This is a genomic window from Pseudarthrobacter sp. MDT1-40-2 (assembly GCF_059383595.1).
In genome coordinates, this window is sequence record NZ_JBWZCL010000010.1 from 23,338 (window position 1) to 38,224 (window position 14,887).

15 protein-coding genes are annotated in these 14,887 nt (G+C 63.4%); 12 read left to right on the forward strand and 3 right to left on the reverse strand.

Annotated features, from left to right (window positions below; all coding sequences use genetic code 11):
- Positions 1-62: 62 nt before the first annotated feature.
- Entirely contained in the window at positions 63-1,010 is a 948-nt protein-coding gene (gene dapF / locus AC50X5_RS16540) for a diaminopimelate epimerase (RefSeq protein WP_494977165.1), read from the forward strand.
- Here dapF and AC50X5_RS16545 read toward each other — a convergent pair.
- Positions 991-1,605, reverse strand: coding sequence for a class I SAM-dependent methyltransferase (locus AC50X5_RS16545; RefSeq protein ID WP_494977166.1), 615 nt, complete (start codon positions 1,603-1,605; stop codon positions 991-993). The genes dapF and AC50X5_RS16545 overlap by 20 nt on opposite strands.
- Positions 1,606-2,104: 499 nt before the next feature.
- Here AC50X5_RS16545 and hflX point away from each other — a divergent pair, with 499 nt between their 5' ends.
- Positions 2,105-3,676, forward strand: coding sequence for a GTPase HflX (hflX, locus tag AC50X5_RS16550; protein ID WP_494977167.1), 1,572 nt, complete (start codon positions 2,105-2,107; stop codon positions 3,674-3,676).
- Positions 3,669-5,732 carry an ATP-dependent DNA helicase gene (locus AC50X5_RS16555; protein WP_494977168.1) on the forward strand — a complete coding sequence of 688 codons (2,064 nt, stop codon included), beginning with the start codon at positions 3,669-3,671 and terminating at the stop codon, positions 5,730-5,732. Before hflX ends, AC50X5_RS16555 begins: the two co-directional genes overlap by 8 nt.
- Before the next feature lie 53 nt (positions 5,733-5,785).
- Here the strand turns inward: AC50X5_RS16555 and lexA are convergent, their stop codons facing one another.
- The gene (gene lexA, locus AC50X5_RS16560; protein ID WP_494977169.1) at positions 5,786-6,529 is read right to left on the reverse strand and encodes a transcriptional repressor LexA; all 744 of its coding nucleotides are present in this window, start codon (positions 6,527-6,529) and stop codon (positions 5,786-5,788) included.
- A gap of 368 nt (positions 6,530-6,897) precedes the next feature.
- Here lexA and AC50X5_RS16565 point away from each other — a divergent pair, with 368 nt between their 5' ends.
- The 8 genes from AC50X5_RS16565 (at position 6,898) to AC50X5_RS16600 (ending at position 13,143) form a co-directional block, all read left to right on the forward strand.
- Complete coding sequence (locus tag AC50X5_RS16565; protein ID WP_494977178.1) at positions 6,898-7,260, forward strand: LysM peptidoglycan-binding domain-containing protein; 363 nt, start codon at positions 6,898-6,900, stop codon at positions 7,258-7,260.
- Between the two features lie 89 nt (positions 7,261-7,349).
- Positions 7,350-8,468: a histidinol-phosphate transaminase gene (locus AC50X5_RS16570; protein WP_494977170.1), complete on the forward strand. Its 1,119-nt coding sequence runs from the start codon at positions 7,350-7,352 to the stop codon at positions 8,466-8,468.
- A gap of 53 nt (positions 8,469-8,521) precedes the next feature.
- Complete coding sequence (gene hisB / locus AC50X5_RS16575; RefSeq protein WP_463937469.1) at positions 8,522-9,148, forward strand: imidazoleglycerol-phosphate dehydratase HisB; 627 nt, start codon at positions 8,522-8,524, stop codon at positions 9,146-9,148.
- Positions 9,145-9,888: an imidazole glycerol phosphate synthase subunit HisH gene (gene hisH, locus AC50X5_RS16580; protein ID WP_494977171.1), complete on the forward strand. Its 744-nt coding sequence runs from the start codon at positions 9,145-9,147 to the stop codon at positions 9,886-9,888. Before hisB ends, hisH begins: the two co-directional genes overlap by 4 nt.
- Positions 9,889-10,047 carry a hypothetical protein gene (locus AC50X5_RS16585; protein ID WP_494977172.1) on the forward strand — a complete coding sequence of 53 codons (159 nt, stop codon included), beginning with the start codon at positions 9,889-9,891 and terminating at the stop codon, positions 10,045-10,047.
- Between the two features lie 59 nt (positions 10,048-10,106).
- Positions 10,107-10,853 (forward strand): bifunctional 1-(5-phosphoribosyl)-5-((5-phosphoribosylamino)methylideneamino)imidazole-4-carboxamide isomerase/phosphoribosylanthranilate isomerase PriA, encoded by a 747-nt coding sequence (gene priA, locus AC50X5_RS16590; RefSeq protein ID WP_494977173.1) that lies wholly within the window; start codon positions 10,107-10,109, stop codon positions 10,851-10,853.
- Between the two features lie 30 nt (positions 10,854-10,883).
- On the forward strand, positions 10,884-11,780 hold the full coding sequence (locus tag AC50X5_RS16595; protein WP_494977174.1) for an SseB family protein: 897 nt from the start codon (positions 10,884-10,886) through the stop codon (positions 11,778-11,780).
- 58 nt (positions 11,781-11,838) lie between these two features.
- Complete coding sequence (locus AC50X5_RS16600; RefSeq protein ID WP_494977175.1) at positions 11,839-13,143, forward strand: MFS transporter; 1,305 nt, start codon at positions 11,839-11,841, stop codon at positions 13,141-13,143.
- Between the two features lie 88 nt (positions 13,144-13,231).
- Here the strand turns inward: AC50X5_RS16600 and AC50X5_RS16605 are convergent, their stop codons facing one another.
- Complete coding sequence (locus AC50X5_RS16605; RefSeq protein WP_493986292.1) at positions 13,232-13,621, reverse strand: DUF1844 domain-containing protein; 390 nt, start codon at positions 13,619-13,621, stop codon at positions 13,232-13,234.
- Positions 13,622-14,003: 382 nt separating this feature from the next.
- Here AC50X5_RS16605 and infC point away from each other — a divergent pair.
- Positions 14,004-14,887: translation initiation factor IF-3 (gene infC / locus AC50X5_RS16610; RefSeq protein WP_494977179.1), on the forward strand; the 884-nt coding region annotated here is incomplete at its 3' end.

The following is a 14,887-nucleotide window of genomic DNA, read 5'->3' on the forward strand; positions in this document are numbered from 1 at the left end:
CGCCGGCTCCGGGGCCCTGTGCCGTTTAGTCAACGTGGAGGCTCCCCCGGTAGGCTGGAATTATGGATGCAACAGCCGCAGTGACCCGTGAGTCCGTACAGCCGCCGCAGCTGGCGGGCGTTGATTTCGCCAAGGGCCACGGAACCGGGAACGACTTTGTGCTGATCTCAGATCCCGAGGGTGCCCGGACCATCACTCCGGAGCAAGTTGCCCTGATATGTGACCGGCACCGGGGAATTGGCGCCGACGGCCTGATCCGTGCCGTCCCGTCGCGGTACCTTACTGAGGGGCAGGAATTGCTCAGTGTCAACCCGCGTGCGGAATGGTTTATGGATTACCGGAACGGGGATGGCTCGCTGTCCGAAATGTGCGGCAACGGTGTCCGGGTATTTGTACACTTCCTTCGGACCGAAGGCTTTATCAGTCTCGCTGACGGGGAGTCGATCACCATCGGAACCCGCGGTGGTCTCAAGACTGTCGTGCGCACCGGCGAGAACTATGCGGTGGACATGGGTCCCTGGTCGTTCATCTACCCTGGCGAGGCCGCCGCCAAAGCCATGGACTCGACCGTCACAGCTGATGGTCTTTCCGTTCCCCGGCCAGCGCTTTCTGTGAGTATGGGAAACCCGCACACCGTGGTAGCCCTGGCTGAACTTGCAGAGCTGTCCGCTACCAGGCTGTACGAGCCCCCCGTTGTTGAGCCCGTCCCAGGCCAGGGCACGAATGTTGAGTTCGTGGTCCCTTCGGAACCACTGGTCCACGACGGCGTCGGCAGCATCACCATGCGTGTCCATGAACGAGGCGTGGGCGAGACCCAGTCCTGCGGCACGGGTGCTTGCGCCGCAGCAGTAGCTATTCGGCACTGGGCAGGCGCGGGCGCACCGGACGCCTGGAACGTCCATGTTCCGGGCGGCATTGTAGGTGTCAAGTTCTTCGCCGGCCCCGAAGGGCACGAACACGTCGAACTCAGCGGACCTGCCGTGATTGTGGCTAAAGGGCAGCTTTCCTGACCCGCAGGATGCGGAACGATTTTGCCGTGCTTTCCCGGGTAACGGAGTAGCTGGCGTCCAAGGTTTCGGCCAGCCAGCGCTGCAGTGAATCCGCGCCAAGATTCTTCTGAACCACCAGCCAGGCCGTGCCCCCCGGAGCGAGCCTGGGGAGCCATTGCAGCAGCAGGGCATGCAGGCCGTCCTTGCCGATCCGGATCGGCGGGTTGGACCAGATGGTGTCAAAGCGAAGCTCCGGATCCACCGATTCCGGAGTTCCTGCGATGACGTTTTCCAGGCCCAGCCGTGCAGCGTTCTCGTTGGTCAGGATGACGCAGCGTTCGTTGACGTCTACGGCATAGACGCGGGCATGGGGTGCCTGGAGGGCCATGGTGAGGGCTATGGGTCCCCAGCCGCAGCCGATGTCCAGCAGGTTGCCCGTCGGAGCGGGCGGCGGAACCTCGGAGAGCAGGATGGCCGTGCCCTTGTCGATTCCGTCCGGGCTGAAGATACCTGTGGAGGTCTGCAGGTGGCGCGTGTGGCCTGCGAGCTCGACGGTGAGCGGCTTGCGCTGGAAGGGCCCGGCGGGCGACGCCGTGAAATAGTGTGCAGACTCCATAATGGGCCAGACTAGTATCGGCCATGGCCGAATACGAATCGTGGGCTGCAGGCATTCCTGCCGGGCAAGTCCGTGCGCCTTCCGCTGCCGAAGCCGCTGCTTCCACTCTGCTAGGATTGGAACCATGATTTTGATTTTCCAGTAGCTGAGGCTTTCCCTTCAGTGGCGATGCAGGCCTCAACAGGCTTTCCGCCGCCGTCGCCGAGATTTTTTCCGGCGACTTTCCCAGCAATCCATGAGCGGACTGAGTACCGCCTTGGCCGGAGAATCAAGAAACTTCCAGCCCTAGCGGCGCCTCTTGCAGACGTCGCGGGCGTCCCCTTCATTGGCTGCTCCGGCCACCTAAGAACCGCCACTCCTCCTCAGGAATCTGCTTTGCTCCTGGAGGGCGCGGCAAACAGGAGAACCCATGACCCGATCCCGTCAGCCCAGCGCGAATTCCGTGCCACAACAGCCCAGTCGGCACTATTCTGGAAGTGTCACACCCCTAAAGGAGACCATGAGCACACAGCAGAGTACCGGACCCGATCCGTCAGCCCAGGACCTCAGTCCTGCGGAGATCCAGGCGGTCATCGACCGGATCCTGTCAAAGGATGTCCCGTCCGGCGGCACTGACGCCGCCGGACGGGAGTCGGAAGACGGCGTCTTTGGCAGGGCGCAGGCCATTTCGCGGCAGGATGGGGAACACAGCGAGTACGACGGCGACCAGCAGGATCTGCAGGACCGCCGCGCACTGCGTCGCACCGCGGGCTTGTCGACGGAACTCGAAGACGTCACCGAGGTCGAATACCGCCAGCTGCGGCTGGAACGTGTAGTACTTGCAGGGCTGTGGACTGAAGGTACCTTGGCTGACGCAGAGAACTCGTTGCGGGAACTTGCAGCCCTGGCCGAAACTGCCGGCTCGGAAGTGCTTGACGGGCTCGTCCAGCGGCGCAGCAAACCGGATCCCGGAACTTTCCTGGGCTCGGGCAAGGCTCAGGAACTCAAGGACATCGTGATGGCCACCGGCGCAGATACTGTCGTGGTGGACGCTGAGCTGGCTCCATCCCAGCGCCGTGGGCTTGAGGACATCGTCAAGGTCAAGGTCATTGACCGAACCGCCCTGATTCTGGACATTTTCGCCCAGCATGCCAAGAGCCGCGAGGGCAAGGCCCAAGTGGAACTGGCCCAGCTCGAATACCTGTTGCCGCGCCTGCGTGGCTGGGGTGAGTCAATGTCCCGTCAGGCCGGCGGACAAATCGGCGGGGCCGGTGCCGGCATGGGCTCGCGTGGTCCTGGTGAAACCAAGATTGAACTGGACCGCCGGCGTATCCGCACCCGGATGGCCAAACTCCGCCGCGAGATTGCTGCAATGAAGCCGGCACGGGAAACCAAGCGGGCCAACCGCCGTCGGAATTCCGTCCCGTCCGTCGCTATCGCCGGATACACCAACGCAGGCAAGTCGTCACTGCTTAACCGTCTTACGGATGCCGGTGTCCTGGTGGAAAACGCACTCTTCGCCACGCTGGACCCCACCGTGCGCAAGGCAGAGACCGCAGACGGGTTGAACTACACGCTGGCAGACACCGTTGGATTCGTCCGGTCGCTGCCTACCCAGCTGGTGGAGGCCTTCCGTTCGACGCTGGAGGAGGTGGCAGATTCTGACCTCATCCTCCATGTCGTTGACGTCTCGCATCCGGATCCGGAAGGCCAGATCGCTGCCGTCCGCAAGGTCTTCAGCGAGGTGGATGCGCGCAAGGTGCCCGAGATCATCGTCCTCAACAAGGCCGATGCCGCCGATCCCTTCGTCGTGGAGCGGCTCAAGCAGCGCGAGCCGCGGCACGTGGTGGTATCAGCCCGGACCGGCGAAGGAATTTCGGAGCTACTGCGCGCCATCAGCGAATCCATTCCGCGGCCCGGTGTCAAGCTGGAACTGCTGATTCCTTACGACCGCGGTGACCTGGTCAGCAAGTTGCACGACTCGGACGTTGAGATCCTCAGCATGGAGCACGAGGAAACAGGTACCCGTGCCCTCGTGAAGGTGCGCGAAGGACTCGCCGCGGAGCTGGAACCGTTCATCAGCAATGACTGAGGTGGCGGCCAGCGACACGCAATGTCCTGATAAGAGCACTGTCGAGCAGTTCGTCCTGGAACTGCTCGACAGGGCTGTTGACGGGATGGGCGGCCAGAGCCGCGCCGGCCAGCATCAGATGGCGCGCGAGGTAGCCCGCGCCATTGAAACCGGCGAACACCTGCTGGTGCAGGCCGGCACTGGAACCGGTAAGTCCCTGGCGTACCTCATCCCGCTGATTGCGCATTCGCTGGTCAGTAATAAGCCAACGCTGGTTTCAACCGCCACCCTTGCGCTGCAGACCCAGATTGTGGGCAGGGACCTGCCGAGGCTTCTGAAGACCCTCACTCCGGCACTGGAGCGGCCCGTCAAAGTGGCGCTCGTGAAAGGCCGCGCCAACTACGTTTGCCGGCATAAGCTCGAAGGCGGGTTTCCCTCCGAGGAGCCGTCGGAAGGGCAGCTCTTTTCGCTCGGCGAGGACACCAGCGTTCCGCACTTCGCAGCGGCGGTGGGCGGGCCTTCTTCTGCCCTTGGCAAGGAAGTCGTCAGGCTCCGCGAATGGGCCGAGAAGACCGCCACCGGAGACCGGGACGAGCTCCTGCCTGGCGTAACGGACCGTGCCTGGCGGCAGGTTTCCGTGACGTCGATGGAATGCCTCGGCGCCCAGAAGTGCCCGCTTGCCGAGGAATGCTTCAGCGAGTTGGCCCGCCAGGATGCCGCAGACGCCGACGTTGTGGTGACCAACCATGCCATGCTCGCCGTCAGTGCCTTCGAAGGTCTGGCGGTGCTGCCGGAGTATGACGTTGTGGTCGTGGATGAAGCGCATGAACTCCAGGACCGGGTGACAGGCGCCGTCTCAGGCCAGCTCTCGGTGGCGATGATTCATGCTGCAGCAGCGGGGGCCCGGAAGCATACGGCCATCACGGTCGACGCCCTCAACGCCGCGGCGGCCAACCTCGAACTCTCCCTCGTCGGAGCCGCCAATGGACTCCTTCCCAACGGGCTCAACGAGGAGCAGTTGGACTGCGTGGACCAGTTGCGTGATGCCTGCCGCGGCGCGCTTTCGGACTCAAAGGGGGACAGTTCGGCAACTGCCGACGGCGGACGCCAGCTCGCACGGTCGCGGCTGTTGGTGATCCTGGAGCTGTGTGAACGGCTGTTGCTGGCGCGTGAGAACCGTGAAGTGGTGTGGATATCCCGCGCCAGTTCCTTCGATCCGCAGCAGGGCTACGGGCAGCCGGATGACTCAGCTCCGGCGTTGATTAACATTGCGCCGCTCAGTGTGGCAGGCAAGTTGCGCGAGGGGTTGTTTGCCGGCCATACCGTTGTGCTCACTTCAGCCACCCTTGCGATCGGTTCGGCGTTCGAACCCACTGCAGGCGGCCTTGGACTGGTGGGGGAGGGCGCACCGGCGTGGACGGGCATCGATGTAGGCTCGCCCTTCGATTACCCCAAGCAGGGGATCCTGTACGTTGCAGGCCACCTGCCCAAACCTGGCAGGGGTACCTCGCCGGAGACCCTGGATGAGCTTGAGGCCCTGATCAAGGCGTCCGCCGGCGGGGCCCTGTGCCTGTTCTCCTCACGACGGGCAGCGGAAGAGGCCGCCGAGGCCATGCGTGGCAGATTGGGCGTGAAAATTCTCTGCCAGGGGGAGTCCACCATGACTGGCCTGGTAAAGCAGTTCGGCGACGAAAGGGATACCTGTCTGTTCGGCACCATGTCCTTGTGGCAGGGGGTTGATGTCCCTGGAGATTCGTGCCGGCTCGTTGTCATTGACCGCATTCCGTTCCCGCGTCCCGACGATCCACTGATGACAGCACGGTCGCGTTCAGTTGCCCAGGCCGGCGGCAACGGCTTCATGGCAGTGTCCGCCACGCATGCGGCCGTCCGGCTCGCGCAGGGGGCCGGACGCTTGATCCGCTCAACACGGGACCGGGGAGTAGTGGCCGTTCTGGACTCGCGGCTTTCCACCGAACGCTATGGTAACTTTCTGCGATCGGCGCTGCCGCCGTTCTGGCCCACGCGTGATGCGAAGATCGCCTATGCGGCGCTGGCCAGGCTGGCTGAGGCAAAGTAAAGGTTCCCCGGCCTGAGCCGGGGAACCTTTCGCGTGAGGGGAAGCGCAGCAGACTACAGGGAACGCAGGACCGAAACGACCTTGCCCATGATGCTGGCGTGGTCGCCCAGAATGGGCTCGTACTGCGTATTCTGCGGCAGCAGCCAGGTGTGGCCATCGCGTTGGCGGAAAGTCTTAACGGTGGCTTCGTCATCGAGCAGGGCAGCCACAATATCGCCATTGATGGCATCACTTTGCCGCCGGACCACTACCCAGTCACCGTCACAGATGGCTGCGTCGATCATGGAGTCCCCGGCGACCCGGAGCATGAACAATTCACCCTGGCCAACCAGCTGGCGGGGCAGCGGCATGACGTCTTCCACCAGCTGGTCCGCGAGAATGGGCCCGCCGGCGGCTATACGGCCCACCAGTGGAACCATGGCGGTGTCGACGGCCGTGGGCAACTGCGTGACCGTGGCGGCCGGGGCTGCACCATGCTCCGGCACGGCTGCTGCTCCCTTTCCGTTTCCACCGTCCAGGGTCAGCGGCATCAGCACTTCCATCGCCCGGGGCCGCTTGGGATCCCGCCGGAGGTAACCGAGCTTCTCCAACTGGGAAAGCTGGTGCGTGACGCTGGACAGGCTGGCCAGCCCCACGGTGTCTCCGATTTCGCGCATGGAGGGCGGATAACCATTGTCGTTAACAGAACGTTGGATCGTCTCGAGAATTTTCTTCTGCCGGGCCGTGAGGCCTTTTGGGGCGCGGGCAGCCGGTACGTTCCGAGACGTCGGCTTGCCTCCCGTGGCCTGTGTTGCCATGTGGTACCCGTGCCTTTCCAGCCAAAAATGTCAGACCCCGCTGATGAACTGCAGTGGTGGTTGTTTCTCTTCACCCAACGTAGGGCAGCCACACAGCTTTTTCAAACATTTGTTCTAGCGAGTCTCGACAATGTTCGTTCATAGGTGCTAAAACTGAACAAAGCAATCTTCGAATATGTATTCGAGTCGCGGCGCTTGGTTCGGTTCTTTGTTCGAACGTCGGTCGCGGGCACAGATGGCCGGCCCAGCAGGGACGGGTATATGTCGGGCAGCATCGCAGGTCCAGGAGGGCTCAGTCCATGTCAGCTGTAACTGTTTTTCACGGCGGAGGTTTCCGCAACCGGATTTCCACCATGTCCGGCCGCCACATGCGCCAGGCGTCCAGTACGCGATCCCAGCAAGGTCCGGGGAACGCCCCCTTGCGCCTTACCCGGCGCGGCCAGGTGGTATTGATTGGGGTACCCCTGCTGGTCCTGGCCGCACTGCTGCTGAGTCTGGCCGGATTTCTGCTTTCCCCGGCGAAGGCCTCGGATTCAGCCCAGGACCTCTCGGTGACGCCGACAGTCACCGTCGTCGTCCAGCCCGGTTCTTCCCTGTGGGGGATTGCGTCCGCTGTAGCTCCGGACCGGGACCCGCGGGACGTTGTGGCAGAAATCGTACAGCTGAACAATCTTGCCGGTGGAACCGTGGTCCCGGGACAGCAGCTGTTCGTGCCGACAGGCAAGGACTGACCCCGCGTTCCTGGACGCATGGCGGCCAATCCGGGCTGGCATACCGTCACAGTTTCCGCGCCCAGGCCGCGCAGACTTAAGCTTGTACGGTGAGTGAAAAGTTTGAGCGCCTGAATCGACTCCCGTTGCGGAACAACCTCCGCGGGCTTTCTCCGTATGGTGCGCCGCAGTTGGATGTTCCCATCCTCCTGAACGTGAATGAGAACACGCACGGCGTTCCCCCGGAAGTGCAGGCCGCTATCGCGGAGGCAGTTACCGCCGCTGCCGCTGGCCTCAACAGGTATCCGGACCGTGAATTCACCGAGCTCCGGAGCAAGCTGGCCGAGTATCTGGGGCACGGTCTCACTGCTGAGAATATCTGGGCAGCCAACGGCTCGAATGAGGTTCTGCAGCAGATTCTGCAGGCCTTCGGCGGACCGGGCCGGTCCGCCCTGGGCTTTCCTCCCACGTATTCCATGTATCCCCTCCTGGCCAGCGGCACGGACACCGCATACCTCAAGGGGCAGCGTACCGATGACTACGGCCTTAGCGCGGAGTCGGCCGCACGGCAGGTCCGCGACCTGCGGCCCGGCATCGTCTTCCTGTGCTCACCCAACAACCCCACCGGCACGGGGCTGGGGCTCGACGTCGTGGAAGCTGTCTACGATGCCGGTGAGGACAGTCAAACCATTGTGATCGTGGATGAGGCCTACCACGAGTTCGCCCACGACGGAACGCCCAGCGCCCTGACACTGCTCCCGGGACGGGAGCGGTTGATTGTCTCCCGCACCATGAGCAAGGCCTTTGCCCTTGCCGGTGCCCGGCTGGGTTACATGGCAGCCGCTCCGGAGGTCACCGATGCTTTGCGGCTGGTAAGGCTGCCCTACCACCTGTCCGCAATCACGCAGGCAACGGCCCTGGCGGCCCTGGAACACCGCGAGGCGCTGATGGCTGACGTTGAGGACATCAAACGCCAGCGGGACAGGATTGTGGAGGGTCTGCTGCGGCTGGGCCTCAAGCCGGCTGCGTCGGACTCCAACTACGTCTTCTTCGGCGGTCTGGAGAACCCGCACGAGGTATGGCAGGGACTCCTGGATGCCGGAGTGCTGATCCGGGACGTCGGCATTCCGGGCCACCTTCGGGTCACAGCAGGAACTGAGAGCGAAACCACAGCTTTCCTGACTTCTCTTGAAGAGATCCTGGCCGGAGCCGCCCGGCTTCCGGCATAAACTGGAATAAGCCAGTTCACGCCTTTATCACCATCCCTAAAGGACACTTCACCATGAGCAATGCCGGTTCCAACGCCGTCCAGGCCCGGACCGCACGCCTTGAGCGTGCCACCAGCGAATCGTCCGTCCTGGTGGAGATTAACCTCGATGGCACCGGAGTTTCGGATATCAGCACCTCGGTCCCGTTCTACGACCACATGCTGACGGCTCTGTCCAAGCACTCCTTGATCGACATGACTGTTAAGGCAACAGGTGACACCCACATCGACGTGCACCACACCGTCGAGGACGTTGCTATTACTTTTGGCGAAGTGCTGCGCGAAGCCCTTGGCTCCAAGGCAGGCATCCGGCGTTTTGGTGAGGCTACAGTTCCCCTTGACGAAGCCCTTGCCCACGCGGTGGTGGATGTTTCCGGCCGGCCCTATCTCGTCCACGGCGGCGAACCGGCAGGCCAGGAGTACCACCTGATTGGCGGCCACTTCACCGGGTCCCTGACGCGCCATGTTTTTGAGGCCATGACCCTGCATGCCGGGATATGCCTGCACATGAACGTACTCGCGGGCAGGGACCCTCACCACATCGTCGAGGCCCAGTTCAAGGCCTTCGCCAGGGCGCTCCGGGCCGCTGTTGAATCCGATCCACGCGTAGACGGTATTCCTTCGACCAAGGGGGCATTATGAGCGGCCAGGTCCTTCGTAATGGGGCTGTGACCGACCCATCGGCAAGCCGCAAGCCGGAGTCGCCGGAAGGGAAACCCACGGTTACCGTCCTGGACTACGGTTCGGGTAACGTCCGTTCAGCCGTCCGCGCCCTGGAACGCGCCGGTGCCCACGTGCTGCTGAGCTCCAAGCCGGAGGACGTGCTCAATGCCGATGGCCTCGTGGTACCGGGTGTGGGTGCTTTTGAGACGGTGATGAACGAACTCCAGGCAGTGGACGCTATCCGGCTGATTGGCCGCCGCGTTGCCGGCGGGCGGCCGGTCCTGGCCATTTGCGTAGGGCTCCAGGTTCTCTTCGAAGCGGGAGTTGAGCACGGCACAGAGGCGCCGGGCATGGGCGAATGGCCCGGCAAAGTTGAGGCTCTTCGGGCAGAAGTGGTCCCGCACATGGGCTGGAACACCGTTAAGGTGCCGGAGGGATCGCGATTGTTTGCCGGCGTCGAGGATGAGCGCTTCTACTTTGTGCACTCCTATGGCGTCCAGGAGTGGAACTTCGATGTCATCCAGCCGAGGATGGCAGCACCGCTGGTTACCTGGTCCGAGCACGGCGGTCCGTTTATTGCCGCCGTAGAGAACGGGCCGTTGTGTGCCACGCAGTTCCACCCGGAGAAGTCCGGCGATGCCGGTGCCCGCCTGCTGCGGAACTGGGTTGACGGACTTCGCCGTCCGTCAACGGAACAACCTGCCGGCGGGGCGTCCTGAATGTGGTCGATTGTCCTGATGGGCCTCGGTGGCCTGCTGGTTGGCGGGGCATTGTCCTTCCGCCAGCAGGGTAAGCCGTTATGGACTCAGGTTTCGTTCTTCGTACTGGCAGGAATGGCGCTCGTGGCTGCCTACCTGCTGACACTGCCGGCCGCCTGAGCTGGACATCGGAACCGGGCTGCTGCAGACCCGGCTGCACAAACTAACTGAGGACTGAGATGACCACTGCAACAGATCTGCCCGTGCTGGAACTGCTTCCGGCCGTCGACGTCGTTAACGGCCAGGCCGTCAGGCTCGTCCAGGGCGAGGCCGGCAGCGAAACCAGCTACGGGACGCCCCTGGAAGCTGCCCTGAACTGGCAGGAGCAAGGTGCCGAGTGGGTGCATCTGGTGGATTTGGACGCAGCCTTTGGCCGGGGTTCCAATGCTGAGCTGCTCCGGGAAGTGGTTGGCCGCCTGGACATCAAAGTTGAACTCTCCGGTGGTCTCCGTGATGACGCCTCCCTCGAAGCAGCACTGGATCTGGGCGTCGCCCGCGTGAATCTTGGCACCGCCGCCCTGGAGAATCCGGACTGGACCCGGCGCGTTATCGAGCGCTTTGGCGACCGGATCGCCGTCGGACTCGATGTTCGCGGAACCACCCTGGCGGGCCGTGGCTGGACCAGGGAGGGCGGTGACCTGTGGGAGGTGCTGGCCAGGCTGGAGGACGCAGGCTGCTCCCGCTACGTGGTCACCGACGTCACCAAGGACGGCACGTTGCAGGGACCCAACGTAGAACTGTTGCGCCAGATGGTGGAGAAGACCAACAAACCCGTGATCGCGTCCGGCGGGATTTCCAGCCTGGCCGACCTCGCAGCCCTTCGTGCGCTGGTTCCGCTGGGCGTGGAAGGGGCCATCGTGGGCAAGGCGCTGTACGCCCCCGCGTTTACGCTCCCTGAAGCACTAGACGTTGCAGGGCGCCGTTAAGCGGCTGCGATCAACAGCGCGGAGAGCAGCATGAGCACCGGGGATGACAACTCTCGGAACACCGCCAACGGTCCCGCCAGGCCCTTGCCCGGTCACATCGCCGCCGCTCTGGCAGGAGCAGGAGGTGCCACCGATTCGGCCGGCCGGCCGTGGGCGGGCAGGAGCCTTGCCGGTGATGACGCCAGCATCCATAACTTTGAAGACGACGACGGCGCTGCGAACCCTGATTACGTGGCTGCAAGGGCAGCCCTGCATGCCGGATCGGGCGGTGAAAAGGATGTCGTTGCTGCCCTTGCAGCCGCGCGCGTTTTCGTTCCCATAGTTGCGACAGTTGCCGGCGAAGCCACCGGTGCCGGTGGCCTAGTGGCGGACAAGCAAGCCGACATGGCCCTGGTGACGTTGCAGGCTGCGGACGGCCGGAAAGCCTTGCCGGTCTTCACCAGCACCGAAGCCTTGGCGCAATGGCATCCCCAGGCCAGGCCCGTTGCCGTCTACGCTGCGCGGGCGGCGTTGTCCGCTGTAGCCGAAGGCGCCGAACTGATGGTCCTGGACCCAGGCAGTCCCGCGCCGTTTGTGCTGCGCCGTCCGGCCGTTTGGTCCCTGGCGCAGCAGAAGCCCTGGCAGCCGTCCTATGCGGATGCTGAGGTCGCGGAAGCCATGGCCGGAGCTTTGGCCGGCCATGATGCAGTCCGCCGCCTGGAGATCCTCCCTGGTGGAGGAGTCGCCACCGCCACTGCGGACGGAACCACAGTCCCGGGAGGCGGTGCCGGACCTGAGCTCCGGGCTGTCCTGTACCTGGAGGACGGTCTCGACGCAGCTGCACTGCAAGCACTGGTGTCAGACCTCCACGCAGGGTGGGCGCAGAATGTATTGTTTGCAGAGCGCGTTGATTCAATCGAAATCAAGATCAGGCGCGCTTCGCAATAGCTGTCGGTCAGCGGGGTGATCCTCGTGCTGCCCGGGAGCAGACCAAAAGGACACACTGGTGAACTTCGCCCTCTACCGTGAACTGCTGGCAATCAGGGCCATTCGGCGGCTGCTGCTGGTCGGTATGGTTGCCCGGATACCACACTCTGCAGCAGGGGTGCTGCTGACCCTGCACATTGTGCTGACTTTGGGCGAAGGGTACGCAGCCGCCGGAGCAGCAGCGGCGGTCATGACCATCGGAATTGCAGTAGGTGCACCCTGGCGGGGACGCCGGGTCGATACCGTTGGGCTTCGCCGCGCGTTGGTCCCCTCCGTGGTCTCCGAGACGGTGATCTGGTCCATCGTTCCGCACGTGAGCTACCAGTGGCTGCTCCCGCTGGTCTTCGTCGGAGGCTTGCTGACCCTGCCGATCTTCAGCGTGGTGCGCCAGTCGCTGGGAGTTCTTGCCGACGGCGACCAGCGCCGGACCGCCTTCGCGTTGGATTCCATCACCACCGAGGTGGTCTTCATGATCGGCCCCGCTGTGGGTGCGATCATCGCCACGACCGGCAATAGTGTTATCGGCCTGACCATTGTTGGCGTCTCCACCTCCCTCGCGGGTCTGTTCCTTATGTGGTTCAACCCGCCTACACGCAGCACCGAACGCGTGCCGGCCATGGCAGAGGAACAGCTCCACGCAGCGGAAGTGGCGGCGGTGTCGGCCGCGCCGGCGCACCTGCCCGAAGCCGCTGCGGAAATTGCTCCGGCAGCACGCCGTACCACCGAAGGCACCTCCCCGGGGTTGAGGTCCAGGATGGCGCGGAACTTCACCTGGTTCACCGCCAGCGTCGGCGCAGTCTTCGCCGTGGCGGCCGGGACCGGGATGGTGCTCAGTGGCACCGACGTCGGGATCGTGGCAGCACTGGAGCTCACGGACCGACAGGGTGAGATCGGAATTGTCTTTCTTTTCTGGTGCGCTGCCTCTGTCGTCGGTGGCGTGCTTTACGGCGCCATGCACCGGCCGGTCTCGCCCATCCTGCTGTTGCTGGGCATGGCTGCCCTGAGCATCCCCATGGGTTTTGCGCAGGGCACCTGGGATCTGGCCCTGCTGTCCATTGCGCCGGGGCTTCTGTGCGCTCCGGTGCTGTCCGCAGCATCGGAAAAAGTAGCGGAGCTAGTGGCCGAAGACCGCAGGGGAGAAGCCATGGGCTGGTATGGCTCAGCGTTGACGTCGGGCGTCGCGCTGGGGGCGCCGCTGGCAGGCGTCTTCATCGACTCCATTGGTCCCTCGGGGGGTTTTGTAGCCGTGGGAACGGCCGGCGTTCTGGTCTGCATGGTCGGGCTGCTGCTGCAGGCTTTGCGCCGCCGCCGGCTTGCGGTGTGACGCGACGACGACTACATCAGGAAACAACGACGGCGGCACGTCCCGGAAAGGGGACATGCCGCCGTCGCTGGTACTGCTTCAGTGAGTATTAGTTAACCGGTCCGGTGAACTTCTCACCAGGGCCCTTGCCGGGGGCGTCCGGAATAATCGATTCCTCACGGAACGCAAGCTGCAGGGAGCGCAGGCCGTCGCGCAACGGGCCGGCGTGCTGGGAACCGATTTCGGGAGCCGCAGCGGTGACCAGCCCGGCGAGTGCCGTGATTAGCTTGCGCGCTTCGTCAAGATCCTTCAGCTCAGCTGCGTTCTCTTCCTCGGCGAGGCCAAGCTTCACTGCCGATGCGCTCATAAGGTGGACCGCCGCCGTCGTAATAACTTCGATGGCGGGGACTTCCGCAATGTCACGGATCTGCTGCGCGACGCCGGTAGTGGCCTCTTCCGGGGCTTGGTAAACGTGTGAATTACTATCTGGGGTGGTCATACTGGTAAGCTTGTCACAGACCGACTGAATGTCGTTATTTTGCGATGAACGGAACCCGGACCGCTACGTGCACCGGGATCCTTCATTTGTGAATGATCATCAGTTTGCAAGCGGAGTTCTCTCCCACCCGCGTCAGCCGTTGTCCCAGGATTCGTTCCAGGGGCGCAAGGTTGCCGGGTACAGGTCGGCGTCTATCGGCACAGCCGTTAGATTGGTTGGTGTTTTGGGCTTAGCTCTCAGTATCAGCGGTTCCGATCTTCGAGGCCTTCGATTGCTCCGGCAATTGGAGGCCTTCTCTGTTTGCCGGTGGAATACCAACAACGAACACAGGAGCTTTAACATTAGCGAGCCAAGAATCAATGAGCGTATCCGCGTCCCCGAGGTGCGGCTGGTCGGCCCTGCAGGTGAACAGGTAGGAATCGTCCGTATTGAGGATGCCCTGCGTTTGGCTGCCGAGTCCGACCTTGATCTCGTTGAAGTAGCACCTCAGGCGAAGCCTCCGGTGTGCAAGCTGATGGACTTCGGCAAGTACAAGTACGAGGCCGCCGTCAAGGCACGTGAAGCGCGGAAGAATCAGACCAACACGGTCCTGAAGGAAATCCGCTTCCGCCTGAAGATCGACACTCACGACTATGAGACCAAGCGCGGCCACGCCCTCCGCTTCCTCGGCGCCGGAGACAAGGTCAAGGCCATGATCCAGTTCCGCGGCCGCGAACAGCAGCGTCCGGAGATGGGCATCCGCCTGCTTCAGCGTTTCGCTGAAGACGTTGCCGAAGTGGGCGTTGTGGAATCCAGCCCCCGCATCGATGGCCGCAACATGGTGATGGTGGTGGGCCCGTTGAAGAACAAGGCCGAAGCCAAGGCAGAGGCCCGTCGCGCTACGCAGCGTGCAGAAGCCAAGGCCCAGAACGAAGCCAAGGCCTCCGGCCGCGTGGACGTCTCGGGTGATGACAGTGCACCGCTGACGCAGTCGTTGGCAGATCTTTTGCCAGAGGGCTTCACGGTCAATTCCGAACCCGAGGCTCCTGCTGAGGAAGCAGTGCAGCCCGTCGCGGCGGAAGCTGCTGCCGAGCCGCGTGCAGAGGAAGCCCAGGAGGAAGCTCCGAAGGCTGCGCCCAAGGTCGAAGCTCCGAAGGCTGCGCCTAAGGCTGAAGTTCCGAAGGCTGCGCCCAAGGTCGAAGCTCCGAAGGCTGCGCCTAAGGCTGAAGTTCCGAAGGCTGCGCCCAAGGTCGAAGCTCCGAAGGCTGCGCCTAAGGCTGAAGTTCC

Excerpts from the sequence above, each read along its gene's own strand:
- dapF (WP_494977165.1), top strand. The coding sequence starts at position 63 with ATGGATGCAACAGCCGCAGTGACCCGTGAGTCCGTACAGCCGCCGCAG.
- AC50X5_RS16545 (WP_494977166.1), bottom strand. The coding sequence starts at position 1,605 with ATGGAGTCTGCACACTATTTCACGGCGTCGCCCGCCGGGCCCTTCCAG.
- hflX (WP_494977167.1), top strand. The coding sequence starts at position 2,105 with ATGAGCACACAGCAGAGTACCGGACCCGATCCGTCAGCCCAGGACCTC.
- AC50X5_RS16555 (WP_494977168.1), top strand. The coding sequence starts at position 3,669 with ATGACTGAGGTGGCGGCCAGCGACACGCAATGTCCTGATAAGAGCACT.
- lexA (WP_494977169.1), bottom strand. The coding sequence starts at position 6,529 with ATGGCAACACAGGCCACGGGAGGCAAGCCGACGTCTCGGAACGTACCG.
- AC50X5_RS16565 (WP_494977178.1), top strand. The coding sequence starts at position 6,898 with ATGCGCCAGGCGTCCAGTACGCGATCCCAGCAAGGTCCGGGGAACGCC.
- hisB (WP_463937469.1), top strand. The coding sequence starts at position 8,522 with ATGAGCAATGCCGGTTCCAACGCCGTCCAGGCCCGGACCGCACGCCTT.
- hisH (WP_494977171.1), top strand. The coding sequence starts at position 9,145 with ATGAGCGGCCAGGTCCTTCGTAATGGGGCTGTGACCGACCCATCGGCA.
- AC50X5_RS16585 (WP_494977172.1), top strand. The coding sequence starts at position 9,889 with ATGTGGTCGATTGTCCTGATGGGCCTCGGTGGCCTGCTGGTTGGCGGG.
- priA (WP_494977173.1), top strand. The coding sequence starts at position 10,107 with ATGACCACTGCAACAGATCTGCCCGTGCTGGAACTGCTTCCGGCCGTC.
- AC50X5_RS16595 (WP_494977174.1), top strand. The coding sequence starts at position 10,884 with ATGAGCACCGGGGATGACAACTCTCGGAACACCGCCAACGGTCCCGCC.
- AC50X5_RS16605 (WP_493986292.1), bottom strand. The coding sequence starts at position 13,621 with ATGACCACCCCAGATAGTAATTCACACGTTTACCAAGCCCCGGAAGAG.